The organism is Ferribacterium limneticum, assembly GCF_020510565.1.
Classification (GTDB): Bacteria; Pseudomonadota; Gammaproteobacteria; order Burkholderiales; family Rhodocyclaceae; genus Azonexus; species Azonexus limneticus_B.
Window position 1 is genome coordinate 1,277,203 of the sequence record NZ_CP075189.1, and the last position, 24,736, is coordinate 1,301,938.

The window sequence follows — 24,736 nt, forward strand, 5'->3', positions numbered from 1 at the left end:
CATGGAATTTGCCGCCGAAGGCCCGAAAGCCATCCCCCTGTGGATCAACGGTCACGCTTTTTTGACCGTGACCGATGCTTTTTTTGACGTGACCAATCCAGCGACGGGCGAGGCGATTCGTCGCGTCCCGCTGTGCGGGGCCAGCGAGGCGGCCGAGGCCGTCGCTGTGGCGCAGGTAGCACAGCCGGCCTGGGCGATGATGGGCATGCCGGCACGGCGTCTTTGTCTGGCCGGCCTGGGCGATGCGCTTGATCGCTATGCCGGACACTTTGCCAAACTGCTCATGCAGGATTGCGGTTTCGATGAAGCGCGGGCCACAGCCGAAGTTGCCGAGGCTGTCGCTGCTTTGAGTGGTGCGATGGTTGGCGAAACCGGGGTTTTCGGCTTGGTTCTCGATGCCTCGCGGCCGCTGGCTGGCTTGGCCGAAGCCATCGCGCCAGCCCTCATGGCCGGGGCGACGGTAGTCGTCAAGCCGAGCCCGAAGGCGCCGTCGGCTGCCTATGCCCTGTGCGAACTGTCCGGGCGCGCCGAGTGGCCGGCCGGCGTGCTCAATCTGATGCAGGGCGACACAGCGGCTATCGAAGGGCTGTGCGCCGCCGGCGTCGATCGGCTGGTGTACAGCGGCCAGGCCGCGCTCGGCGTTCAGGTTGGCGCCATTGCCGAAACGGCCGGTATCCCGTTCGAGATGAAAGCCGCCTGATGTTGCGCATCGTCCAGCTCGAAGGCGAATCGCTGATCGCCGAAGTTCGGCGGCCGGCCTTCGCCCACGACTGGGTCGAGCATGCCAAAACGGCGCCGGCGCAGGTCATCGAGCGCCTGGCCGGGGCGACGATTGCCATCACCAACAAGGTGGCCATCGATGCCGCGGCGATTGCCGCGCTGCCCGATCTCAAGATGATCGCCGTCTCGGCGACCGGCACCAACAACGTCGATCTCGATGCCTGTCGGGTGCGCGGCATCGTCGTTTCCAACATCCGCGGTTACGCCGTCAATACCGTGCCCGAGCACGTCATGGCCCTGCTCCTGGCTCTCTCGCGCAACCTCGTCGCCTGGCGCGAAACCCTGCTGGCCGGCGGCTGGCAGCGAGCCGAGCAGTTCTGCCTGTTCGATCATCCGATCCGCGACCTGCACGGCGCGACGCTCGGCCTGATCGGCAGCGGGACGCTGGGCAACGGTGTGGCGCGACTGGCCGAGGCCTTCGGTATGCGCGTGCTGCGCGCCGAGCGCAAGGGGGCGACGGTCGTTCGCCCGGGCTACACGGCGTTCGCCGAAGTCCTCGCCGCGGCTGACGCGATCAGCCTGCACTGTCCGCTGACGGCGGAAACGAAAGACCTGATCGGCGAGGCCGAGTTGCGTGCGATGAAACCGTCGGCCCTGCTCATTAACACGGCGCGCGGCGGCGTCGTCAATGAGCCGGCCTTGATCCGCGCCCTCAAGGAAGGCTGGATCGCCGGGGCCGGGTTCGACGCCATCACCGCCGAGCCGCCGCCGGCCGATCACCCGATGGTCGATCCGGCTCTGCTCTCCCTGCCCAATTTCCTGCTCACGCCGCATGTCGCCTGGTCGAGCCGGCCGGCCATGCAAACGCTGGCTGATCAACTCATCGACAACATCGAAGCCTTCGTCGCCGGGGCGCCGCAGAACCGCGTGGCATGAGCGCCAAAGACGAGATTCTCGGGCGCGTTCGACGCGGGGTCGGCAAGGACGATTTTGCTGGCCGGCGGGCGGCGGCCATTGCGTCGTTGAAAACACCGGAGCGCGGGCAGCAGCCCGTCATGAACGCCGATCTCGTCGCCCGCTTTCGGGCCAAGGCCGAATACCTGTCGAGCACCCTCGGCGCCGTTGCCACGCTGGCCGAGGTGCCAGCCGCCGTGGCCGCCTACCTCAAGGCTAACGGGCTGGCTGGTGAGGCGGTGGTAACGGCCGATGTCGCCAGCCTCGACTGGTCAGGCAGCGGCCTGTGCGTCGAGTCGCGTCCTGCGGTCGACGCCGACAAAACCGGCATTTCCAGCTGCTTCTGCGCCATCGCCGAAACCGGCACGCTGATGCTGCTCTCCGGCCCGCAAACCCCGGCTACCGTCAGCCTGCTGCCGGAAACGCACATCGCGCTGGTCGAGGTGTCGCGCATCGTCGCCACCATGGAAGACGCCTTCGCATTGCTCCGGGCCGAACGCGGCAGCCTGCCGCGCGCCGTCAATTTCATCTCCGGTCCTTCGCGTACCGGCGACATCGAACAAACCATCGTCCTCGGCGCCCACGGGCCATGCCGGGTCCATCTGATCCTGATCGGCTAGATCCGGTACTGATTCACCGACTTGTTCATCCGCTCGACCAGTTCGGTCAGATAGTCTGTCGTATTCGTCGTCTGGCTGACCACCGCCATGTTTTGCTCGGTCATTGCGGCCACCCGTTCGACGCTTTGTGCCATCACCGTCATGCCTTGCTCCTGCTCGACGGAGGAGTGGGAAATGTCGTTGACCATGCCGACCGTCAGGCTCATCTGGGTGTTGATCTCCTGCAAGGCGTTTTGCGCCTCCTGGACGAGCTGGACGCCGCGCTCGACCTGCTGTGCGCCGTGGCGCATCGAGTCCACCGCCTTGCCGGTTTCGTCCTGCACCGACTGGGTCATCGCGGCGATCTCGCCGGTTGCCTTGGCGGTGCTTTCAGCCAGTTTGCGCACCTCGTCGGCGACCACGGAAAAGCCGCGGCCGGCATCCCCGGCGCGAGCGGCCTCGATGGCGGCGTTCAGCGCCAGCAGGTTCGTCTGGTCGGCAATGCCTTTGATGACGCTGGTGATGCGGGATATTTCTTCCGATTGCTGACCGAGGCGCTCGACTTGAACGGCCGATCCCTTGACCGTATCGGCCAGCGACAGGATGGTGCTGCACGCCTGGGCCGAGAGTCGGGCGCCTTCTTCGGACAGCGCCGAAGCCTGGGCCGCAGCTTCACGCGTCGAGCCGGCATGGGCCGCTACTTCGCCAATCGAGACGGTAATCTGTTCGATGCCGGCCGCCGCGGTAGCAGTGGCATCGCTCTGCACGCGCGCCGATTCGCGGACGTTGCCAACGCCTTCCTTGACCTCCGAGGCAACCCGATGCACTTGCGAAGCCGTGTCGGCCATGCCCTGGACCGTGGATTGGAAGGAGGAAATGACGCGGTCGATGTTGCCGACCATGTCACCGACCAGATCGTGCCGTCTATGCTCAATGCGCTGGCGCAAGTCGCCGCTGGCCAGCATTTTCTCGAGCGCCGTGAAGGTTTCGCCGAGGTCGGTTTTGAGGCGTGGGGAGAAGGCGAACAGGAAGTTGAGGCTGAGCATGATGCCGATGCCACTTATGGTCTGGAGCAGCGGGGTTAGCGCCGGATCCGGATTGAGGCTGCCGAGCAATGCGACCAGGCCGAGCAGGCAGCCGAGAATGCCCATCAGCGGTAACTGGAAACCGAGGCCGGCAAAGCGGGTGAGCAAGGACTTTCGGGCCGCGACAACGCGGCCGTGCTTGACGGCGATTGACCTGTCGCCCTGACGAATGCGCTGGTAGGCGCATTCAGCCGCCTTGATTTCCTCGCGGCTGGGGGTGGTCCTGACCGACTGATAGCCGACAATCTGCCCGTCTTCCCGGATCGGCGAGGCATTGGCGACCACCCAGTAGTAGCCACCATCCTTGCGCCGGTTCTTGACCACGCCGCGCCAGGGGCGGCCTGAGCGGAGGTCGTTCCACATGTCGGCAAAGGCTTCGGCCGGCATCTCCGGGTGACGCACCATGTTGTGGTTCTCGCCCAGCATTTCTTCGCGCCGATAGGCGCTGATCTGCGCAAAAGCCTCGTTGGCCTCGGTGATGACGCCTTTGAGATCGGTGCGGGAATAGATGAACTGGCCTTCCGGCAATCGTGTTTCAACGTTGGTGACAGGCAGGTTGTTACGCATGGCAGTTCTCATCGATCAAGTTGGAATGTTCGCGGGGTGACCACAGGTCTACGGTCCCCAGGTTGTGCATCGGCGGATTGTTGCGGATGAACATTTCGGCTTGATCAGGCGGCAGCGGTTTGCTGATCAGGTAGCCCTGGATTTTTTCGCAGCCGATGCTGAGCAGGAATTTAAGTTGCGCCTCGGTTTCAACGCCTTCAGCGACGACTTCGAGGCCGAGCTTGTGGGCGAGCAGCACGGTGACGTCGCAGATGTCGGCGTCGTTGGGGTCCGTTTCGATGTCCTTGACGAAGGAGCGGTCGATCTTCAGCGTGTGGATCGGCAACAGCTTGAGATAGGCCAGCGACGAATAGCCCGTGCCGAAATCGTCGATCGACAGCGTCAGACCGCTGCTGCTCAGGGTTTTCATGACGCTGATCGATTCGTCCGGCGAAGCCATCGACATCGATTCGGTGACTTCGAGGTCGAGCCGGTCGGCGCTCAGGTCGTTGCTGGCCAGCAGTTCATGGATGCGGGCGGGCAGTGTCTTGTCGAGAAACTGCCCGGTACTCAGGTTGATCGACATGCGCAGATGGGTGATGCCCCTCGTCTGCCACGCCTTGAGTTGTCGGCAGGCTTCTTCGAGCACCCAGTCGCCGATGGCCGAGATCATCCCGCTTTCTTCGGCAATCGGGATGAAGTCAGCCGGTGAGACCAGGCCACGGGTCGGGTGCTGCCAGCGGATCAGCGCCTCGACGCCGACGATGGTGCCGCTGCGCAGATCGAGCTGGGGCTGGTAGTAGAGCAGGAACTCGCCGCGCGTGATGGCTAGACGCAAGTCCGATTCGATGCTCATGCGCTCGGTCGTCGCAATGTTCATGTCCTCGGTGAAAAACTGGTAATTGCCGCGCCCCTTGGCCTTGGCGTGGTACATCGCGACATCGGCATTTTTCAGCAGGTCGCCGATTTCCGTGCCGTCTCCCGGATAGACGCAGATGCCAATGCTCGGCGAGGTTCGTAGCTCCTGGGCGTTGATCAGGTAGGGGGCGGAAATCTCGCGGATGATTTTGTCGGCCAGGTGGGCTGCGTCGGCCGGCGAGCCGATGCCAGGCAGGGCGACAACGAACTCGTCGCCGCCCAGACGGGCAACGATGTCACTTTCGCGGACGCTATTGGACAGGCGCTGCGCAACCTGGACCAGCAGTTCGTCGCCGGCCTGGTGGCCGAGGGTGTCGTTGATCGTCTTGAAGCGGTCGAGGTCGATCAGCATCAAGGCCAACTGCATGTGATTGCGTTTGCAGAAAGCGATGGCCTGGGCCAGCTTTTCGTGCAGGCTGAAGCGGTTGGCGAGGTTGGTCAGCGTGTCGTGGTGGGCGAGATGCTGGATGCGCTCCTGCGTCGCCTTGAGTTCCGAAATGTCGATGAAGCTGCCGATGTGGTTGAGGATCCGTCCTTCCTTGTCGCGGACCAGCGAGATCGACAGCCATTTCGGGTAGGCCTCGCCGGATTTTCGGCGGTCCCATAGCTCGCCCTGCCAGGCACCATCCCGATGCAGGCAGGTCCACATGTCGGAAAAAACCTCGATCGGCGTGCTGCCGGCTGAAAGCATGCGCGGATTCCTGCCCATCACCTCGTCCGGCCGATAACCGGTGAGCGTCGTGAAAGCCGGGTTGGTGGCGATGATCCGGTTGCTCGCATCGGTCACGATGATCGCTTCGTTGCTGTTCGAGAAAACCATGGCCATGAGCTGGAGATGTGCCTCGGTCCGCTTGCGCTCCGAAATATCCTGCACCGTGCCTTCGTAGCAGATGAATTCACCCTTGGTGCCGAGCACAGCGTGGGCATTCTCGGAAATCCAGATGCGCGACCCATCGCGCCGGTAAACCTCGGACTCGAAGTTCATGACCTCGCCATTCTTTTCGATCAAGGTCAGAAAATCTTCCCGGCGATCAGGCCGGACATAAAGAAGGCGTTCGATGTCGGCCAGATCGGCCATCAGCGCCTGCGGACTGTCGTAGCCATAAAGCCTGGCCAGGGCTGGGTTGGCCGCCAGGTAGCGGCCGTCGCGAGTGGACTGGAAGATCCCTTCCGAAGCGTGTTCGAAGATGTTGCGATAGCGCAACTCGGCCGCCTCAAGCGCTTCGAGCGTCAGTCGGCGTGCCGTGATGTCCTCGATGAAACCTTCCAGCACAGCTTCGCCCTGCTCGTCGCGAATCGCCACGCCGCGCTCCACCACCCACTTGATTTGCCCCGACTTGCTGACGATCCGGTACTGGACGGCAAAGCGGCGGCCGCTGCGGCTGGCCTCATCGATGCAATCGCGGACGTGCCTGCGATCTTCCGGGTGGGTGATCTCCTCCCATGAAACCCCGGTCTTGCCGAGAATTTCCGAAGAGGCATAGCCACAGAGTTCGCGGCAGCCATCGCTGACGAAAACCATCGTCCAGCCTGCATCGTGAAGACAGCGGTAGGCCATGCCTTCGAGGTTCTTGACCAGGGTGTCGAGAACTCGGGAGTGATTCAGTCGCGAGGGGGTGACGCCGGAATGATTGGGGCGTTTGGGACGAAAGTGCACGGTAGTGGCTGACAAATATGGAATATATATCGACTTCAGCAAATATCGTACCTGCCACAAAAGTGGGTGGTTTATGACGTTGGGGCGTCTTGTTGGTGCTATTTATGGTGCGGCGCACCATGATGAGGCGTGTCCCTTCCCAACGGGAAGCAAAATGGCGATGGATATACAATGAGCGCCTTCGACAAGCCAAGCGATCCGCTCACTTGTCCCCGTTACCGACAGGAATACCCATGAGCATCACCTTTGCCATTCGCGGCGACTACATCCAGCTCGACCAACTGCTCAAGGCCACCGGCCTGTGCGAATCCGGCGGCGCGGCGCATGCCGCCATCGCCGAAGGGCGCGTCAAGGTCGATGCCACGGTCGACACGAGAAAACGGGCAAAAATGAAACCCGGTCAGGTCGTCAGTTTTGCCGGTGAAGAAGTGGTGCTCGTCGCCGAATAGGCGGCAGCCAGCCGAGCCAGCGGATCGGCGAGATAACCCGAAAATGTCGGGTCAAACAGATGTTGTTCCGGCCTGCGCCAGCTTCTCAACGGCGTTCGCCGCCCGCTGAATCGCCGGGCTGTCGAGAACCGGCGCCTTCTTGTCCGGGAGCAACAGCCAGCCCGAATTCTTCGGGTTGATCACCTGCACCATGGTCGGTGTAATCCGCGCAGTGCGGTCGATCCACCAACCCGGCAGGGCTAAAACCGCGGTTACCGCGAAGGACTCGCCGGTTTCCTTGCGCAGGTAATTGGCCAGCCAACGGGCCTGACGCTCGGCCTGCTCGACCGGCTTGGTCTCCTTCCAGCTGCCGAAATCCAGCGCCTGACCGTTGTACTTCACCTTAGGGCTACCGTTGCCAACCGGTGGTTTCAAACGTGACTTGGTTTCCACGGCAAACACGCCGGCCGGCGTGACGACCACATGGTCGATGTTGAAATCGCCGCACTGGATGTCGTGGATGATGCGGTTGTCACCGGCCAGCGAGGCGGCCAGCTCCTGGGCGACCGCCTGTTCGGCGCGGACCGCCTGCTTGAGCTGACGGGTCGGGCGCATGTCCTGAATGATCTGGCGCCCGCAATACAGTCCGAGACCGATTATGAACAGCACGATCAGCGTGTCCATCAACCCCCAGGCCGTGAGATTGACTTCGGCGTGCCGGGAGAGGATCAGCATTCCCGCGATCATGCCACTCACCATGGCGCTGACTATCCGCGTGAGTTGCTTGTCGTGGATGGCTTCGCGCCTGGCCTCCAGGCTTGCCGCCGGCGGATTGCGCAGTTCCGTCGTGATTGCCTCGCGGCGGGCGTCGGCGTCAAGCCGCCGCTTTTGCCAAGCCAGCAAGCCGGCCATGATCAGGACCGGGGAAATGCCGAGCAGCGGTATCAAGGCTTTCAACATTATTTGCTAGCTCCATAACGGCCGTCGTCGCTCATCCTGGCGCGGCCCAGTGCGACCAGGGTTTCGAGCAGTTGCGGCAGGCGCTTCTTCCACGGGCCTTTGCCGGTGAAGCGGCTGGCGATTTCCGGCTCGCTGAGCGCCAGCGGGCTTTCAGCCAAAACCTGGGCGATGGCGGCAACCTGATCGGGCAGGCTGGGGGGCCAGGGGCGTTTTTCGGCGGGTTTGGCCGGTGTGGTGTCGGCTTGGGCGGCTGACGGGGATTTCAAATTTGGCTCGTTTTTCCGGTTGACCGTGGGATTGGGGCTGGCCGGGTTCTGGAAGTCGGGGCGGAGCCAGCGGATTTGGCCGGTGGCTTCTTCGCGGCTGCGTTCGGCGTTGAGGGCGACGAGGCGGTCGAGCAGGGCGTCGGTGGCGGTTGGCGCGAGGTCTGGCCAGCCGTAGGCGGCGAGGACGGCGGTGTCGAGTTCGTCGTGGAGTTGGCGGAGGACGGCGACGAGGCCGGTTTCGTGGATGGTCTTGTCCTTGGCGGTGAGCGGTTCGCCGCTGCGCAGTTTGGCCAGCACGTTGTACATGCCCGTCAGCGTCAGGTCGGGGTGGGCGGCTTGCTGGCGCTTGCGGTGGGTGTCGAGTTGCTCGGCGAGGGCGGCGATGCGGGCTTGCTGCTCGGGGCTGGCGGCGGGGAAGGGGAAAGCCTCAAATGAGAGGGTTTTGACATAGACCGGCGTTGGACCAAGCTGAGAGCCGGAGGCCAGTGCCCAAGTATGGTGAGTTTGCGATGAAAGCACTCCGAGATGGAAAGCGTCAGCTAGGGCTATGCAAATAAGCTTGTTGTCGGGGGCGATGGTTCCGTCAAGAAATTGGAATGTTCGATATTTGGCAGTTTCTACTGTAGCGATAAAACGAGGTAAACCCGCGAGAGCTTTTCGCAATTCGGTACGCGGTTTGCCATGTAGCCACCAAAGACGGGCGTAAGCAGCTCCATCGCTGCTGTGCGCTTTTGCATCACGCTCGGGTTTGATGCGCTCCAAAACCCATTGGTAGGCGGCTGGGTAGCGGCTGCGAACTTCGTCAGCGGTTAGGCCAAAAAGGTCAATAACCAAGAAGCCGCGTGGCTTGTCGGTCAAATCTTTGCCGTTGCGGTAAGGGCGAATGCGGTCGCAAGGCTGCAAGCGGGTGGCTTCGTCGGGATTGACGATGAAGCCGGCACCGTGCAGCTTGAGGCCGGGCGAGCTGATGCCTCCGTTCGCCCGCAGCGCCTTGGCGCCGACGACATCGGCGCCGATGCTCAGGTCGGCGTGGATGCGGCCGGTTTTCTCGACGAGTTCGATGTGCACGGCATCGCCGTCGGCGCCGCCTTCGGCAACGACGGTTTGCAGCGTTCCCGGGGCGTCGCCGGGCTGGCCGACGGTCATCGCGATGCGCACGGCAGCACTGTTTGCCGCGTCAGCCCACGGGTGGTCGGGGATGGCCCAGGCCAGCGCCAGCGGCGGCTGGGCGTTGAGGTGGTGTTCGAGGACGCGGCGGTTGAAAGTTTGCTTGATGCTGTTGGTGGTGATGAAGCCGAAGCGCAGGACTTCGCCGCGGCGCGTCAGGCCGGCGGCGTGGTGCCACCAGAACATGACGAAATCGGCGGATTCGGGGACGGCCGGCCAGGCGGCGCGCAGGGCTTCGGTGTAGCCGTCGCCGAGGGCCTGGCGCATGGCGGCGGCGCCGATGAAGGGCGGATTGCCGACGATGTAGTCGGCCTGCGGCCAGGTGGCGGGGCGCGGGTTGGTGTAGCGTTCGCGCGGAATTTGGGCGGCTTCGTCGGGCACAAGTTCGCCGGTGACGGGGTGGGGTTTGGTGGTGCGGCCGTCCCAGCGGGTGAGCGGCTTGCCGCTGTCGTCGGTGGCGAAGGCGATGGCGTCGGCGCTGAGCACGGCGTCGCGGCATTCGATGTTCTTGAAGTCGCGCAGGATGGGGCTGGGCGGCAGGCCGCTGCCCTGGGTGCGGAAGTGCCATTGCAGGTAGCCGATCCAGAGGACCATTTCGGCGATGGCGGCGGCGCGCGGGTTGATTTCGAGGCCGAGGAACTGGTGGGGGTCGACGGTGAGGCCTTCGACTTCGAGGCGTTGTTGCGTGTCGCCAAGCTGGGCGAGGGTGTCGAGGACTTCGCCTTCGAGCCGCTTCATGTGTTCGAGCGTGACGTAGAGGAAGTTGCCGGAGCCGCAGGCGGGGTCGAGGACGCGGGTGGTGCACAGTTTGTGGTGCCAGGCGCGGACGAGGTCGGCGGCGTCTTTGAGCTTGCCTTCGTTGGCCAGCAGCAGGGCGGCGGCCTGGGTGTCGTGCCAGTTGGCGCGCAGCGGCTCGATGACGGTGGGCAGGACGAGGCGGTCGACGTAGGCGCGCGGGGTGTAGTGGGCGCCGAGGTCGTGGCGTTCGAGCGGGTTGAGGGCGCTTTCGAGCAGGGTGCCGAAGATGGCGGGTTCGACTTCGGCCCAGTCGGCGCGGCTGGCTTCGAGCAGGAGGTCGATCTGGTCGCGGTCGAGCGGCAGGACTTCGGGCTGCTTGAAGAGCTTGCCGTTGAAGCGCGGCAGCTGGGCGCGGATGGCGACGGAGAACTTGCCTTCGTCCATGGCCTGCCAGAGTTCGGCGACGAGCGGGACGAATTGTTCGGGGGCGTTCTTGAGGGTCTTGAGCAGGCCGGTGAAGGCGCCTTCGTTGTCGACTTTGGGGAGCAAGCCGACGTCTTCGGCGAACATCGAAAACAGGCAGCGCGAGAGGAAGGCGGCGACGCGCTCGGGCTGGTATTTGCCTTCGAGCGACTGGGCGACGCGGGCGAGGCGGACGGCGATTTCGCGCGTGGCGCGGGCGGTGCGGCGGGCCGGGTCGAGGCTGTGCGGGTCTTGCCAGACGGCTTGAAGGCGGGCGCGGATGTCTTCGCGGGTGAGGTCGTCGAGCCGGATGCGGTGGCTGCGCGGGTCGGGGAAGGGAGTGTAGCTGCCGCCGGTGCAGGTGAATTCGGCGTAGAGCTCGATGACGTTGCCGACATCGAGGACGACGAGAAAGGGCGGCCGGCCTTCGTCGGCGGGCAGGTGGCGGGCGTAATTTTCGGCCTGGCCGCGGGCGCGCAGCAGGGCGTCGTCGAACTGGCGGGTTTCGGCACCGGCGCGGATTTTCTTGGCTTCGCCGATGAAGCTGCCGCGTTTGTAGCAGTCGATGAAGCCGTTGCTGGTGCTGCCGTCGCCGTGATGAAAAATGACGCGGCGCTCGAAGACGTAGGGATTGTCGCGGGTGTCTTCGTTGGCGGGCTGGGGCGGGGCGACTTCCAGCAAGGCGCAGAGGTCGGCGATGAAGAGCTGGTAATTGGCGCGCTCGGAGCCGCCGGCCGCCCGCCAGCGGGAGAGGAAGGTGTCGATTTGCATGATGGCGGGATTTTAGCCGGGCAAATGGCGGCTGGGGTCGATTGCTACGGTCAACCGGGAAAAACGGGCAAAAATGAAATTGGATTTTTTGGGTGGCGGTCGGCCAAGAGACAACGCGGCCAGAAGGCGTGCTCTTTCAGGCGCAAATCAAACCCCTCCCGGCCTCCCCTTGTCAGGGGAGGAGCAACCCAGAGCGCGCGCGACCAGCCCCCTCCCCTGTCAAGGGGAGGGCTGGGGAGGGGTTTGGGGGTTTTCAATCACAAGCGTAGTCGATTTCCCGGCTTTGGGATGATCGCGAACAGGCGCTACTCCAGCCAGCGAATCGGCGAGGCGAGTTCCGGGTGTTTGCCTTGCCGGCCCTCGTAGTGGGCGGCGATGGCGGCGATGTCGGCGGCGGGGTCGCCGGTCAGGGTGAGGTAGGCGAGGATGCCGGCCTGGCGGCGCGAGTAGTCGACGAAGGCTAGGGCGACGGGGACTTTGGCGCCGAGGGCGATGCGGTAGAAGCCGCTTTTCCAGCCCGGGGTCAGGCTGCGTGTGCCTTCGGGGGCGATGACCAGGAGAAAGTTCGGGTTGGCGGCGAATTGGGCGACCATGTCGGCGACGAAGCCGCGTGGTGCGCGGCGATCGATCGGGATGCCGCCGAGCCGGCGCATGATTCCGTCGAGCGGTCCGCGAAACAGGGTGTCCTTGCCCACCCAGCGGGCGTCGAGGCCGAGGGCCAGTTTGGTGAACAGGGCGATGAGGCCATCCTGGTTCGAGGTGTGCGGGTAGCCGACGAGGACGGCACGGGCCGGGCGCTCTGGCGGTTCGATGACGGTCCAGCCGAAGAGCTTGAGCAGGCTGCGGGCGACAGCTTTCAGCATGGATTCAGCACATCTTGACGATGATGTCGTGCAGGGTGTTGGCGCAGTTGGCCATGCGGTCGGCGGCGTTGGAGAGGTGGCGGTAGATTTCGCGGCGCTTGAACATGTGGATGTAGTCGTCGCCGACGAAGAGTTCGGCGATGGCGCGGCGGTAGTTTTTTTCAACGCGGCGTTCGGCCTTGCGGGCGGCGTCGGCGTCGGCGGCGGCGGCGGCGGGTTCTTTGGCGAGACGCGAGTAGCCCTGGGATAGCGCATCGGTGCCGAGCTTGATGTGCATGGCCATTTCGAGGCAGTGCTTGTCGGGGGCGAGGCCGAGGACTTCCATTTCGCTGACGGTGGTCTTGCAGTAATTGACGATTTCGTCGAGGTCGATGATGGCGCGGTAGAGGTCTTCGCGGTCGATGGGGGTCGAGAAGGCTTCGTTGAGGGTGTGCAGATTGCGGATCTTGACGCGGTCGGCTTCGTGTTCGTCCTGGCGGATGAGCTGGCCAACCGTGGCATCGCCGGTTTCCATGAACTCGACGAGCCGGCCGGCGGTGATGCCGACATGCTGGCATTGCTCGGTGAGCAGGGTGAAGAAGTCGGGCATTTTTGGGAAAACGCGGTCGAACAGGCGGCGGAAGACCGAGGGGCTGGTTACTTCGCTCATGGTGTGCCTCCGAGGAATAGATGAATCAGCGCATAGGCCTGGATGGCGACGATGGCGGCGCCGGGAATGGTGATCAGCCAGGTCATCGCGATGTCCTTGGCCTTGGCCCAGCGCACGGCGCGCGGGCGCTCCGAGGCGCCGATGCCCATGATCGAGGTGGCGACGACGTGGGTGGTCGATACCGGCGCGCCGACGAGCGAGGCGGCCATGATGACGCCGGCCGAGGTCAGTTGCGAGCCGAGGGCGTGAATGGGGCGGACGCGGTAGATGGCGAAGCCGAGCGTGCGCACGATGCGCCAGCCACCGGACATGATGCCGAGGGTGATGGCCGAGGCGCAGGCGAGCATGACCCAGAAGGGGACTTCGAAAGTCGGGATGAAGCCGCCGAGGAGCAGGACGAGGGTCAGGATGCCCATGCTTTTCTGGGCGTCGTTGGCGCCGTGCGAGAAGGCCAGGCCGGCGGCGGTGACGTATTGCAGGCCGCGCAGCCGCGAGTTGGCGGCCGGGTTGGCGGCGACGAGCAGGGCGCTGAGCAGGCGGTGGGTCAGAAAGCCGAACCAGAAGCCGATCAGCGGTGAAAGAACCAGGGCGGCGAGCACCTTGACGATGCCGGTCAGATGCCCTTCGGCCAGTTCGCCAAAGCCCCAGACGACGTGGGCCGGGCCGACGGCGACGACGACGGCGCCGGCCAGTCCGCCGACCAGGGCGTGCGAGGACGACGAGGGAATGCCGAAATACCAGGTGCCGAGGTTCCAGACGATGGCGCCGATCAGGCCGCAGAGCAGGATGGAGAGCGAGAGCACGGGCGCGACACCATCGAGCGCGATGAACTTGCCGATGGTGTTGGCGACCGCGGTGCCGCCGAGCAGCGGGCCGAGGAACTCGAAGATGCCGACGATGAGCACGGCTTGCGCCGGCGTCATGGCGCGCGAGGCGATCACCGTGGCGACGATGTTGGCGGCGTCGTGGAAGCCGTTGGTGTAGTCGAACACCAGGACGATGACGACGGTGGCGACGGCGAGCAGGAAGAGGGTGTCCATGCGCATCGGCCTGTGGAGTGCAGGCCAAGTCTCCATTTTTGGTTTATCTTGTTTTCAGCCAGTATATCGCCGAAGAGCGGCGTTTCGGGCGGCTCGGGGCCGATTGCCACGGTCAACCGGAAAAAATCGCCAAATTTGAAATGCCGGAAAGAGGTGCCATGCGTTATCCCCGTTTCGCCGAGATTTCCCGCAGCTTCGCGCCCGGTTGGTTTGCCGCCGCGATGGGCACCGGCGTCTTTTGTGGAAGATGCAGGCGCGGACGGTACGTGGTGCGGCCCGGCGGCGCCTTTTTTCAGCCTCGCCCCTGAGCCCGGAATGACCTGGCTATGGGGAATTCCGTTGCTGGCCGGTAGTGTCGGTGCGCTGAATTTTATTATCCGGCGTGGCCTGGCGGCGCCGCGTATCGTCGAAATGGAGCGCCCGGAAGGCTTGCCATGGCTTGAGGTGAAGGTGCCGACGGCCAACGACAAAAGTCTCTACGGCTGGTTTATTCCAGCCGGGGCTGGGCGGCCGGCGCTGGTCGTCATGCATGGCTGGGGCGGCAATGCCGAAATGATGTTGCCGCTGGCGGCACCCTTGCATGCGGCGGGGTATTCGTTATTGCTGGTCGATGCTCGTTGTCATGGCCGGAGCGATGAGGACAGTTTTGCCTCGCTACCCCGCTTTGCCGAGGATATCGAGGCGGCATTGGCCTGGTTGGCTGGGCGGCCTGAGGTCGATCCGCAGGCCCTCGGGGTGATTGGCCATTCGGTGGGGGCGGGTGCGGCCTTGCTTGCTGCTTCGCGCCAGCCGGCCATCCGCGCCGTCGTCAGTCTGGCGGCCTTTGCCCATCCGGCGGCCATGATGCGGCGCTGGCTGGCAAGCATGCACATTCCGTTCTGGCCGCTCGGTGCCTATATCCTGGCTTATGTGCAGCGGGTCATCGGGCACCGTTTCGATGACATCGCGCCGTGCAACACGATTGCCAAGATTGGTTGCCCGACACTGATCGTCCATGGTCTGGAGGACGATACGGTCCCGGTGGCCGAGGCCCGGCAGATTTACGCGGCACGGACCAGCGAGGCGGTCGAGTTGTTGCTGGTGCCCGGCAGTCACGATGATTACGGCGATCTGGTGCAACAGGTCGGCTTGCTGAGCGACTTCCTGGATCGGGCTTTTCGGTAATGTGTAGACGAAAAAAAGCGGGAGGCGCGCTCCCGCTTTATCCCAATCTGCCAGAAGATTACCTGGGCAGCAGGAAAGCCGCTTTTTCGCGAACCTTGATGTCCGGGTTGTCGATGGCGACGATCTCGAAGTGAATCGGGTTCGAGCCCGTCTTGCCGGCATCGGGCGGCACGGCAACAACCGTGTTGAACGATTGCAGCGTGGCCGGCGGGACGTCGACTTCAACCTCGCCGGTGATTTCGGCACCAGGCAAGCCGTCGACCGTGACCTTGTAACGATGTGACTGTTCCTCGGTATTCATGATCTGCAGCATGTAGACGTTCTCGATCCGGCCGTCGTCGGCCTCACGGGCGAGTGTCGAGCGGTCGCGAATGATGTCCACCTTGAGCGGTATCCGGGACATCAGGAACCAGATGGAAAGCCCGGTGATGACGATCAGGATGAAGGTGTAGAGCAGGATGCGCGGGCGGATGATGTGGGCGAGGATTTCCTGCTTGCCCTGATGCTTGGCCATGGCGTTTTCGGTCGAGTAGCGGACCAAACCCTTTGGCAAACCAACCTTCTCCATGACCTGATCGCAGACGTCGACACAGGCGGCACAGCCGATGCACTCGTACTGCAGGCCCTTGCGGATGTCGATGCCGGTCGGGCAGACGATGACGCACTGGTTGCAATCGACGCAATCGCCCAGCTTGGGGGCGTCCGGGGCGACGTTTTTCTTGCGCGCGCCGCGCGGCTCGCCACGTTCCTCGTCATAGGTGATGATCATCGTGTCCGGGTCGAACATCACGCTCTGGAAGCGGGCGTACGGGCACATGTGCTTGCACACCTGCTCGCGCATGAAGCCGGCCATGAGGATCGTGAAACCGCCGTAGAAGAAGATCCAGAAGGTTTCCCAGGGGCCGAGCTGGCCGGTCAGGACGTTGTTGATCAGTTCCTCGACGGGCGTGAAGTAGCCGACCAGCGTAAACCCGGTCCACAAGCCAATGATGCCCCAAAGCAGGTGTTTGGTTGCCTTGATGCGGAACTTGCGCGCATCCATCGGGGCCTTGTCGAGCTTGATCCGCGCGTTGCGGTCACCTTCAACCCAGTTCTCGATCCACATGAAGATCTGCGTGTAGACCGTTTGCGGGCAGGCATAGCCGCAGAACAGCCGCCCGGCAACGGCGGTGACGAGGAACAGTGCGTAGGCCGAGACGATCAGCAATGCCGCAAGGTAGATGACGTCCTGCGGCCAGAAGACAACCCCGAAAATGTAGAACTTGCGTTCGACGAGATGCAGAAGAATCGCTTGCCGGTCGTTCCAGGTCAGCCACAGGCCGCCGTAAAACAAGACCTGGGTGAATATCACCAGGGCGATTCGCCAGTTGTCGAAATAGCCACGAACGCCTTTGGCGTAGATGATCTTGTGCTTTTCGTAAAACGAAACCTTGGCCGCTTTAAGTTCTTCCGTGTTTTCTTGGGGCTGATTCATTGACGTTTTCGTGAAGATGAAAGGGTTGGTTGGAAACCGGCGCTACCGACAGCGACAAGCGACTGCGCAAAGCAAGCCTGCGGGGCGAGGGGGATAGTCGCAGTCAGGCCCGTCGCTGCCAAGGCCGCCGTCCATTGGATTGTGTCGCAATAGTGCGGAGGCCAAGGTGTTGCCGGTTTCCAGAAATACTTACTATCAAGATGCGTGCCTGGCGGCTTTCAAGCTCAAGTTGCTTAAAAATCATTTGCTTATATATCTCATTAGGGTGCTTGTTGGCAAATTGTGTCAATATTGACAGGCATGAGTGACGCAATTGACGGAGGTGGCATGGGCGAACATTCTTTGGGTGAACTGGTTTCCTTCCTCGACGGCTTGCCTGAGCCGCGCATCGTAATGAATGCGGATTATCGGATTATTGCGGCCAACGCCGCTTATGTTCGCGATTTTGGCGGTGGCCGGCTGATCACCGGGCGGACCTGCTACGAGGTCTCGCACCATTTCGACGTGCCCTGCGATCAGGCCGGCGAGTCGTGTCCGCTCAAGCAGAGCCAGAAGTCAGGGGCGCCGCAGCGAGTGCTCCACCTGCACCATACGCCGCGTGGCGAAGAGCATGTCGCCGTCGAAACAACGCCGATTCGCGACGAAAACGGACAGGTCGTCTATTTCGTCGAAACCATGCGCGTCGTGCGCCAGGCCAGCAGCCGTCCGGCGGCACAGGGGTTGGTCGGCCGCTCGCCGGCTTTTGTCGGCATGCTGGAAAAAGTATTGCGCGTCGCCAATTCAAATGCTTCCGTGCTGCTGTTGGGCGAAACGGGGACCGGCAAGGAGCTGGTCGCCCGCGCCATCCACGAAGCGAGTGCCCGGGAGGATGGGCCCTTTGTTGCCGTCGATTGCGCCGGGATGACCGAAACGCTGTTCGAAAGCGAACTCTTCGGCTACGAAAAGGGGGCTTTTACCGGCGCCACGCACCGCAAGCAGGGTCTCGTCGAGGCGGCTTCGGGCGGCACCCTGTTTCTCGACGAAATTGGCGAGTTGCCGCTGGTGCTGCAGGTCAAGCTGCTGCGCCTGCTTGAAACCGGCACCTATCGCCGGGTTGGCGGGCTGGACTGGCTGCCGGCGGACTTTCGGCTGGTCGCCGCGACGCATCGCGATTTGAGCGCCATGGTTGTGGCCGAAACCTTTCGGCGCGACCTGTATTTCCGCATCAACACTTTCCCGATACGCACGCCGGCCCTGCACGAGCGCCCGGAGGATATTCCGTTGCTCGCCGTGTCCCTGCTCGAGCGGGTCGATCGCGAAGCGGGGCGGAAGTTCACGCCGGAGGCGCTGACCTGGCTGAGCGGCCGGCGCTATGGCGGTAATATCCGCGAGCTGCGCAATCTGATCGAACGCGCTACCCTGCTGGCTGATGGCGATCTGATCGACCGTCAGCACCTCAACGAAATGGCCGACGACCTGCCGCCGCCCTTGCTGGCAAATGACAATGCCTTCCGGGTCGAACGGCTCATCGAACTGGATGTGCTGGAGCAGCGTTATCTGAGCTGGGCGAAAGGCCGCGACGAACTGGATGCCGCTGAACTGGCCGCTCGCCTTGGGGTAAGTCAGCGCACCCTGTATCGCAAATTGCAGGGCTTGAAAGGCGCCTGAAGCGACGCCCGTCTGTCATCGGTTGGCCGCCGGGGATTTCATATTTTGGCCAAAATTCCGGTTGACCGTAGCAGTCGTCAGAAATCGACAGTGCCTCCCTTGTAAACGCCTGAATGGCGGGCCTTTACCATTTCTTACATTCAGCGTGGCAGGGCTCTCTATAATCACGACCAGCTATTTCTTTGGCATTTTTCGTGGTACCGGGCGCGCATATTTGCCCCGGCCCGGGATTTGCCCTCTTTCTGCCATAACAAAAATGTCACTCATGAAAAAATTCACGCTTGTCGCGCTACTTGTCTCGGCTGCTTTTCCTGTTATCGGGCAGGTTTCGCCGGTGCCGACCGCCCCCGCCGCCACCCTGAAACAAGTAGCTCAACGCGCCGTCCTCAACAGCCCGGAAGTCACCTCGAAGTGGCACGCCTACCGCGCCGCCGACGAAGAAATCGGCGTCGCCCGCGGCGGCTACTTCCCGCGAGTCGACCTTACCGCCGGCACCGGCCGCGAAAGTCTGCGCCAACCCTCGGCCGCCGACCGCGACTACACCCGCAGCGGCGTCATGCTCAGCCTCAACCAGATGCTCTTCGACGGCTTCGCCACGCGTAACGAAGTCCGCCGCCTCGACAAAGCCCGCATCGTTCGCTACTACGAACTCCTCGACGCCTCCGAAACCACCGCCCTCGAAGCCGGCCGCGCCTACCTCGACGTCCTGCGCTACCGCCACCTCGTCGACCTCGCCAAAGACAACTACGTCCAGCACAAAGCCACCTACGACCAGATCGAACGGCGAACCCAAAGCGGCGTCGGTCGTCGCGTCGACTTCGAACAAGCCGGCAGCCGCCTCGCCCTCGCCGAAATCAACCTGATCACCGAAAGCGCCAACCTCCACGACGTCAGCGCCCGCTACCAGCGCCTCGTCGGCGCCCAACCCGCCGACGCCATCGCTCCCCCGGCCGAACTCAACACCGCCATCCCGGCCCAGGCCAAAGTCGCCCTCGACACCCTGCACCGCAAAAACCCCGCGCTCTTAGCCGCCACCGAAAACATCGAAGCCAGCCAATACGAAATCAACGCCCGTCGTGGTGCCTACTCCCCCAAACTCGACTTCCGCGCCCGCACCGACAACACCCGCAACTACCTCGGTGACACCGGCGATCGCCACCACAACGTCGCCGAACTCGTCGTCAGCTGGAACCTCTTCAACGGCGGCTCTGATCGTGCCCGCGAAAAGCAGACCATCGAAAAGAAAAACCTCGCCTTCGACCTCCGCGAAAAAGCCTGCCGCGACACCCGGCAAACGCTCCTCATCGCCTATAACGACGTCCAGCGCCTCAAGGAACAAACCACCTTCAACGCCCGCCAGGTCACCCTCCTGGAAAAGACCCGTGACGCCTACCGTGACCAGTTCAACGTCGGCCAACGCACCCTGCTCGACCTCCTCGACACCGAAAACGAACTCCTTGCCGCCCGCCGCGCCAATATCAACGCCGACACCGACCTGAGCCTCGCCTACCTGCGCACCTACGCCGGCATGGGCACGCTGCTCGAACAGCTCGGCCTGCAACGCCTCGACGCCGCCACCCCGGACAACAGCGAACTCGCCGATGTCGACCCGAGCCAACTCTGCCCGAACGACCCCATCGCCCTCGGCCTGCCGGATCGCGACGCCCTCAACGCCAAAGCTGCCGCCCTCAACGCCAGCCGTGCCCCGCTCGTTCCCGCGGCTACAGCAGCACCCATCGCCCTCAGCCCCGAAGCCGGCATCCAGAACCAGGTCAAATCCTGGGCTGCCGCCTGGTCGGCCAGAGACTACGCCGCCTACAGCGCCTTCTACGCCCCGACCTTCACTCCTGACGGCGGTCTGACCCGCGAAGACTGGGCGCAACTACGCCGTGGCCGCATCGCCCCGCGCGACAGCATCAATGTCGACATCCAGGACATGAAAGTCAGGATGGACGGCAACGACCGCGCCTTCGCCGAATTCCGTCAGGTCTATCAATCCAAGGGCTACAACGACACGACGCAGAAGACGCTGGAGATGATCAAGGTCAATGGCAAGTGGCTAATCAACCGCGAGACGTCCATCCCGTGTCATGGCAATACGGTTGGCGGTTGCAAGGGGCTGGCCAAGTAAGGTGCCCCGGGTCGGCCTGAAAGCCGGCCAGAAAAGACAAAGGCCATGCAATTGCATGGCCTTTGGCGTTTACGGGTGCGAGGCTTAGCTCAGTGCTTCGACCTCGGCGATGAAAACGTAGCCCTGCGAGCGCAGCGTCTTGATGAAAGCGCTGCCATCGGGCTGCTTGCCGAGAATGCGGCGGATCTGGCTGACGTGGACGTCGATGATCCGGTCGTAGGGCACGTATTCGCGCTTGAGGACGCGCGAAAGTTGTTCGCGCGAGAGCGGCTCGAAGGGGTGCTCCAGGAAGGCGACGAGCAGTGCAAAACCCGATACGCCAAGCGGGGTCGGTTGGCCGCCGGCCAAGGTGAGTTCGCGCGAGGCGGTATCGAGTATCCAGTCACCGAAATGCAGGCGGCGCATTTCGCCGCGGCCGGGGACTGCACGCTGGGTCCGGCGCAGCAGGCCGCGGGTGCGGGCCAGCAATTCGCGCATGTTGCAGGGCTTGGGCAGAAAGTCGTCGGCGCCAATCTCGATACCGATAATGCGTTCGATTTCGTCGGAACGGGTGGAGTGGATGAGAACGGGAATTTCGGAGTGTTGGCGCAGCTGGCGGAGCAGTTCGAGGCCGTCGGCGTCGGGCAGGCTCAGATCAAGAATGATGACGTCGGGCTTTTCGTCGAGTCGTCGCCACATGGCGGCACCGGTTTCGGCAAAAATACAGTCGATGCCGGCGGTGGCCAGCGTTGAACTCAGCACGTGGCGAGTTCCCGGGTCGTCCTCAACAATAAGCGCAGTCTGACGCATGTTTATTCGTTTCGAGTACACGATAAAGAAAGGATTGTAATCCAAGGTAAAACAAAGGCTTTGTTTTACTATTCTTTAACATTGCCTCGGCATCTCGGGCGACAATTCGCTTCTATTCGTGACTTCTCCCGACTGATTCATAGAGCCCCGCACTGGATGTCTGTTCCCCGCACCCTGGATGGTTTTGACGTGGCTGCTGCCATCGGGCGCATGCTTGATCAGCCCATGCTCTGGTGGCAGGCCGTTGGCTTGTTCGTCGAGCATTTTGCCGACTGGGAACAGGCTTGGCGGGAGAGTGTCGGCGACCACGCGCGGGAGCAAAAGCGTGTGCATGCGCTGCGCAGTGCGGCGGCAAATGTTGGCGCGACGGCGCTGGCGGAGAGGGCCGCCGCCCTTGAGAATCAGTTGTTGAAATGCCTGGCTGGTCAGGCGAATGCTGTTCCGGACAACTTGCGTCAAAGTTTGCAGCAATCATTTCGGCAAACCTGGCTGGCGGCGGCGGAGGCCTGGAAGTCTGCCGCGCCAAGTTCGGAAGGGCGGGGACGATGAACCAGATGCCGACGGTCTCCATTCGTGCCCGGCTGGCCAGCATCAATTTTTATGTGCTGCTACTGGCGATTGCCTTTGTCAGCATATTCATCCTGGGCACCGCCGGCTGGATGGCGATGCGCGGGCATGTCGCCGAGGGCTACGCCCGCCTCGAATTGCTCAACGAAAGTTTGACTCCGGCGCTGGCCGGGAGTGAGCGCGCGGCATTCAACGAAAAGTTCGCGCTTCTGCGCAGCATGCCCTACCTGCATTCGGCCGCCTTGTTCCGGCAGGATCATTCGGTGTTCGTTGCCTACGATAGCCGCGGCGCCGAAGATTCCCGGCCGATGCCCTTGATCGATCCGGTGGCCGGGCATCGCTTCTCCTGGAGCCGGATTGATTTTCTGGCGCCGGCCGGCCCGCCCGATCAGCCTTTCGGCTGGTTGCGCCTGAGTATCGATTTGAGCAGCGTCTATCAGCAGTTGCTCATTTATCTTGGCTTGATCTTGTTTGAAACGGCAGTGGCTTTGGCTGTTGCACTACGCTTGCAGGCGAGGCATGTCGAAAGGCTGATCGAACCCTTGCAGGGCTTGACCCAGCGCATGGCGGAGGTCTCGGTCGGCCGGCTGGATATTCGTGCGGCCGATAGCGGGGTGACCGAAATTGCCCAGCTGGCCGACGGTTTCAACCAGATGGTTGAACAGATTCGCGAACGCGATCACTGGTTGTCGACCCACCTGGGGAATCTGGAGCAGATTGTCGAGCAGCGGACGCGCGAACTGCGTCTCGCCAAGGAGGCGGCGGAGGCCGGCAGTCTGGCCAAGAGCGAGTTTCTGGCGACGATGAGCCACGAGATCCGGACGCCGATGAATGGCGTGCTCGGCATGACCGAACTGCTGCTCAACACCGAACTGGCACCGACCCAGCGCCAGTTTGTCGAGGCGGTCGAGCGCTCGGGCAAACACCTGCTCGGCATCATCAACGACATTCTGGATTTTTCGAAAATCGAGTCGGGCAAACTGGAGCTTGATGCCGTCGATTTCGATCTGCGCCAGTTGCTCGAGGAATCACTCGAGCTGTTTTCGCAGCAGGCCGGCAAGAAAGGCCTGGAACTGCTGGCCGATCTGCCGCCGGACGAGAGTCTGGTGGTCCGGGGCGACGCCCTGCGTTTGCGCCAGATCGTCGTTAATTTGCTCGGCAATGCCATCAAATTCACGGCCAGCGGGGAGATTTTCCTGCGTTTGCGTGTCCTCGAAAATTCCGAATTTGGCCTGAATTTCCGGTTGACCGTGACAGACACCGGTATCGGCATTCCGCTGGACGCCCAGCAGCGGATTTTCGAACATTTTGCCCAGGCCGATGGCTCGACGACGCGCCAGTACGGCGGAACCGGCCTCGGGCTGGCCATTTGTCAGCGCCTGGTCGACATGATGGGCGGCAGTATCAGCGTCGACAGCCAGCCGGGGCAGGGGGCGAGCTTTTCGGTCGAATTGGCCATGCCGCACGGCCAGTTGCCAGAGGAAAAACCGGTGCAAAAACCGGCCGTCGTCGCTGGCCGGCGCTTGCTGATCGTCGATGACACGCCGGCCCATTGCGAGATTTTGCTGGCCCAGCTCAAGGGGCGCGGCTGGACGGCGGATACGGCGAGTTCCGGACTGCGCGCCCTGGCCATGGCCGGCGCGGCGATGGCCGAAGGCGAGCCGTACGCGCTGTTGCTGGTCGACATGGAAATGGCCGAGATGTCAGGGCTCGACCTGATGCGCGCCTTGCACGCCAATCCCCGGCTGTCGGCGATGCGGGTCATCGTCTTTTCGTCGGCCCCTGACATGCCAGAGCAATTGGCGCAGGCCGGACTGGAGGTCGCGGCTTGTCTGGCCAAACCCTTGCGTCAGGCGGATTTGCTGCGTGCCGTCGAAGCCGCTCTTGGTCGCCGGGAGCGCAGCGAAAGCCTGAAAGTGCTACCGGCCAGCCGGAGGTTGCGCGGCAAGGTCTTGCTCGCCGAAGACAACGAAAGCAACCTGATCGTGGCGCGTGCCCAGCTGGAACGATTGGGGCTGGAGGTCATCAGCGCTGGCGACGGTCAGCAGGCGATCGATGTACTGGCGGGCGAGACGGTCGATCTCGTTTTGATGGATTGCCAGATGCCGATCCTCGATGGTTTCGCCGCGACGGCGGCGTTGCGTGAACGCGAAGCGGGCAGCGACCGGCATCTGCCGGTCATCGCGCTGACGGCCAATGCCATGAAGGGCGACCGCGAACGTTGCGTCGCGGCCGGGATGGATGATTACCTGGCCAAGCCCTACACCGGCGACGAGTTGCTGGCGGTGCTGGCGCGCTGGCTGCCGGCCGAGCGGCGCAAACCGGCGCCTGCTGCGAGTGCGCAGGGTGAGGTGGGCGACGATATGGCGCCGCTCGATCCGGGCGCCCTCGAAAAAATCCGGGCCTTGTCGCCTGATGGGGCGGAAGCGCTGGTCGGCCAGGTGCTGGTGGCCTATCTGAAAGCCGCCGAACGCGAATGGGTGCACTTCGATCAAGGCCTGGCCGATGGCGATACCGCCGTGCTGGCCCGCGCCGCCCATGCCCTCAAGTCGAGCAGTTTCAATGTTGGCGCCAACGGCCTGGCCGAGCGGTGCAGCGAGATCGAACAGCTTGGCCGGGAAGGACAGATGCGGCAGCTACTGACCCGGGTAGACGGGCTGCGGGCCGAGTGGTCGCGTGTCGAAGCCGCCCTGAAAGCATTGCTGGCTGGGCAAAAAGCATGAGCGCCATGCCTTGGCGAGTGCTCGCCGCCGATGACGACCCCACCGCCGGCCTGCTCATGCAGGCGGCGCTGGGTGGCGGCGATTTTGTCCTGACCCTGGTCGATAACGGCAATGATGCGCTGGCCGAATTCCAGCGCGCCAGCTTCGACATCGCCTTGCTCGACGTTGAAATGCCCGGCCGCGACGGTTTCGAAGTCTGTTCGGCCATTCGCCAGACGCACGGGGCCGGATTTCCGGTCATTCTGGTGACCGGGCGCAGCGATCCCGAATTTCTCGAGCGGGCCGGCCGACTTGCCGCCGCACACATCGCCAAGCCGATTGACTGGACCTCGCTGGCCGGCCAACTGCGCTCCCTGCTCGCCGCCGACAAGCGATAAGCCCCAGTTTTTCCCACTGCCCCGCCGGGCAGGGCTTGTGG

Annotated in this window: 20 protein-coding genes; 11 read left to right on the forward strand and 9 right to left on the reverse strand. The window is 63.2% G+C overall.

Annotation, left to right across the window (positions count from 1 at the left end):
• The first annotated feature begins 1 nt into the window (after window position 1).
• Genes KI610_RS06205 through KI610_RS06215 form a run of 3 tightly spaced genes read left to right on the forward strand, consistent with a single transcriptional unit; the run spans window position 2 to window position 2,294 of the window.
• Window positions 2-700, forward strand: a complete 699-nt coding sequence (locus tag KI610_RS06205; RefSeq protein WP_226497790.1) for an aldehyde dehydrogenase family protein — start codon at window positions 2-4, stop codon at window positions 698-700.
• Window positions 700-1,656: a D-2-hydroxyacid dehydrogenase gene (locus KI610_RS06210; RefSeq protein ID WP_226497791.1), complete on the forward strand. Its 957-nt coding sequence runs from the start codon at window positions 700-702 to the stop codon at window positions 1,654-1,656. The genes KI610_RS06205 and KI610_RS06210 overlap by 1 nt, the downstream gene beginning before the upstream one ends.
• On the forward strand, window positions 1,653-2,294 hold the full coding sequence (locus KI610_RS06215) for a LutC/YkgG family protein (RefSeq protein WP_226497792.1): 642 nt from the start codon (window positions 1,653-1,655) through the stop codon (window positions 2,292-2,294). Before KI610_RS06210 ends, KI610_RS06215 begins: the two co-directional genes overlap by 4 nt.
• Here KI610_RS06215 and KI610_RS06220 read toward each other — a convergent pair.
• Complete coding sequence (locus KI610_RS06220) at window positions 2,291-3,925, reverse strand: methyl-accepting chemotaxis protein (RefSeq protein ID WP_226497793.1); 1,635 nt, start codon at window positions 3,923-3,925, stop codon at window positions 2,291-2,293. The two genes, KI610_RS06215 and KI610_RS06220, sit on opposite strands and share 4 nt — an antisense overlap.
• Entirely contained in the window at window positions 3,918-6,479 is a 2,562-nt protein-coding gene (locus KI610_RS06225; RefSeq protein ID WP_226497794.1) for a sensor domain-containing protein, read from the reverse strand. Before KI610_RS06225 ends, KI610_RS06220 begins: the two co-directional genes overlap by 8 nt.
• Before the next feature lie 233 nt (window positions 6,480-6,712).
• Between KI610_RS06225 and KI610_RS06230 the strand changes: the two genes are divergently transcribed.
• Window positions 6,713-6,928, forward strand: coding sequence for an RNA-binding S4 domain-containing protein (locus KI610_RS06230; RefSeq protein WP_226497795.1), 216 nt, complete (start codon window positions 6,713-6,715; stop codon window positions 6,926-6,928).
• Between the two features lie 51 nt (window positions 6,929-6,979).
• Here the strand turns inward: KI610_RS06230 and KI610_RS06235 are convergent, their stop codons facing one another.
• From KI610_RS06235 to KI610_RS06255, 5 genes are all read right to left on the reverse strand, one after another.
• Window positions 6,980-7,867, reverse strand: coding sequence for a nuclease-related domain-containing protein (locus KI610_RS06235; RefSeq protein WP_226497796.1), 888 nt, complete (start codon window positions 7,865-7,867; stop codon window positions 6,980-6,982).
• Window positions 7,867-11,271 carry a class I SAM-dependent DNA methyltransferase gene (locus tag KI610_RS06240; protein WP_226497797.1) on the reverse strand — a complete coding sequence of 1,135 codons (3,405 nt, stop codon included), beginning with the start codon at window positions 11,269-11,271 and terminating at the stop codon, window positions 7,867-7,869. Before KI610_RS06240 ends, KI610_RS06235 begins: the two co-directional genes overlap by 1 nt.
• A gap of 305 nt (window positions 11,272-11,576) precedes the next feature.
• Window positions 11,577-12,134 carry a 1-acyl-sn-glycerol-3-phosphate acyltransferase gene (locus KI610_RS06245; RefSeq protein WP_226497798.1) on the reverse strand — a complete coding sequence of 186 codons (558 nt, stop codon included), beginning with the start codon at window positions 12,132-12,134 and terminating at the stop codon, window positions 11,577-11,579.
• A 4-nt stretch (window positions 12,135-12,138) separates the two neighbouring features.
• Window positions 12,139-12,783: a DUF47 domain-containing protein gene (locus KI610_RS06250; protein WP_226497799.1), complete on the reverse strand. Its 645-nt coding sequence runs from the start codon at window positions 12,781-12,783 to the stop codon at window positions 12,139-12,141.
• Window positions 12,780-13,823: an inorganic phosphate transporter gene (locus KI610_RS06255; protein WP_226497800.1), complete on the reverse strand. Its 1,044-nt coding sequence runs from the start codon at window positions 13,821-13,823 to the stop codon at window positions 12,780-12,782. The genes KI610_RS06250 and KI610_RS06255 overlap by 4 nt, the downstream gene beginning before the upstream one ends.
• 17 nt (window positions 13,824-13,840) lie before the next feature.
• On the opposite strand from KI610_RS06255, the gene KI610_RS06260 reads away from it, so the two are divergent.
• The gene (locus KI610_RS06260) at window positions 13,841-14,131 is read left to right on the forward strand and encodes a hypothetical protein (protein ID WP_226497801.1); all 291 of its coding nucleotides are present in this window, start codon (window positions 13,841-13,843) and stop codon (window positions 14,129-14,131) included.
• Window positions 14,132-14,138: 7 nt separating this feature from the next.
• Window positions 14,139-14,987: an alpha/beta hydrolase gene (locus tag KI610_RS06265; protein ID WP_226497802.1), complete on the forward strand. Its 849-nt coding sequence runs from the start codon at window positions 14,139-14,141 to the stop codon at window positions 14,985-14,987.
• A gap of 58 nt (window positions 14,988-15,045) precedes the next feature.
• Here KI610_RS06265 and ccoG read toward each other — a convergent pair whose 3' ends face one another.
• Window positions 15,046-16,461 (reverse strand): cytochrome c oxidase accessory protein CcoG, encoded by a 1,416-nt coding sequence (gene ccoG, locus KI610_RS06270; protein WP_226497803.1) that lies wholly within the window; start codon window positions 16,459-16,461, stop codon window positions 15,046-15,048.
• Between the two features lie 327 nt (window positions 16,462-16,788).
• Here ccoG and KI610_RS06275 point away from each other — a divergent pair, with 327 nt between their 5' ends.
• Window positions 16,789-18,108, forward strand: coding sequence for a sigma-54 interaction domain-containing protein (locus KI610_RS06275; protein WP_226497804.1), 1,320 nt, complete (start codon window positions 16,789-16,791; stop codon window positions 18,106-18,108).
• A gap of 265 nt (window positions 18,109-18,373) precedes the next feature.
• Window positions 18,374-20,239, forward strand: a complete 1,866-nt coding sequence (locus KI610_RS06280) for a TolC family outer membrane protein (protein ID WP_226497805.1) — start codon at window positions 18,374-18,376, stop codon at window positions 20,237-20,239.
• An 84-nt stretch (window positions 20,240-20,323) separates the two neighbouring features.
• Here the strand turns inward: KI610_RS06280 and KI610_RS06285 are convergent, their stop codons facing one another.
• The gene (locus KI610_RS06285) at window positions 20,324-21,028 is read right to left on the reverse strand and encodes a response regulator transcription factor (RefSeq protein ID WP_226497806.1); all 705 of its coding nucleotides are present in this window, start codon (window positions 21,026-21,028) and stop codon (window positions 20,324-20,326) included.
• A gap of 156 nt (window positions 21,029-21,184) precedes the next feature.
• Between KI610_RS06285 and KI610_RS06290 the strand changes: the two genes are divergently transcribed.
• Genes KI610_RS06290 through KI610_RS06300 form a run of 3 tightly spaced genes read left to right on the forward strand, consistent with a single transcriptional unit; the run spans window position 21,185 to window position 24,695 of the window.
• Window positions 21,185-21,577: an Hpt domain-containing protein gene (locus tag KI610_RS06290; protein ID WP_226497807.1), complete on the forward strand. Its 393-nt coding sequence runs from the start codon at window positions 21,185-21,187 to the stop codon at window positions 21,575-21,577.
• Window positions 21,574-24,318, forward strand: coding sequence for a response regulator (locus KI610_RS06295; protein WP_226497808.1), 2,745 nt, complete (start codon window positions 21,574-21,576; stop codon window positions 24,316-24,318). Before KI610_RS06290 ends, KI610_RS06295 begins: the two co-directional genes overlap by 4 nt.
• Entirely contained in the window at window positions 24,315-24,695 is a 381-nt protein-coding gene (locus KI610_RS06300) for a response regulator (protein WP_226497809.1), read from the forward strand. The genes KI610_RS06295 and KI610_RS06300 overlap by 4 nt, the downstream gene beginning before the upstream one ends.
• The last annotated feature ends 41 nt before the right edge of the window (window positions 24,696-24,736 follow it).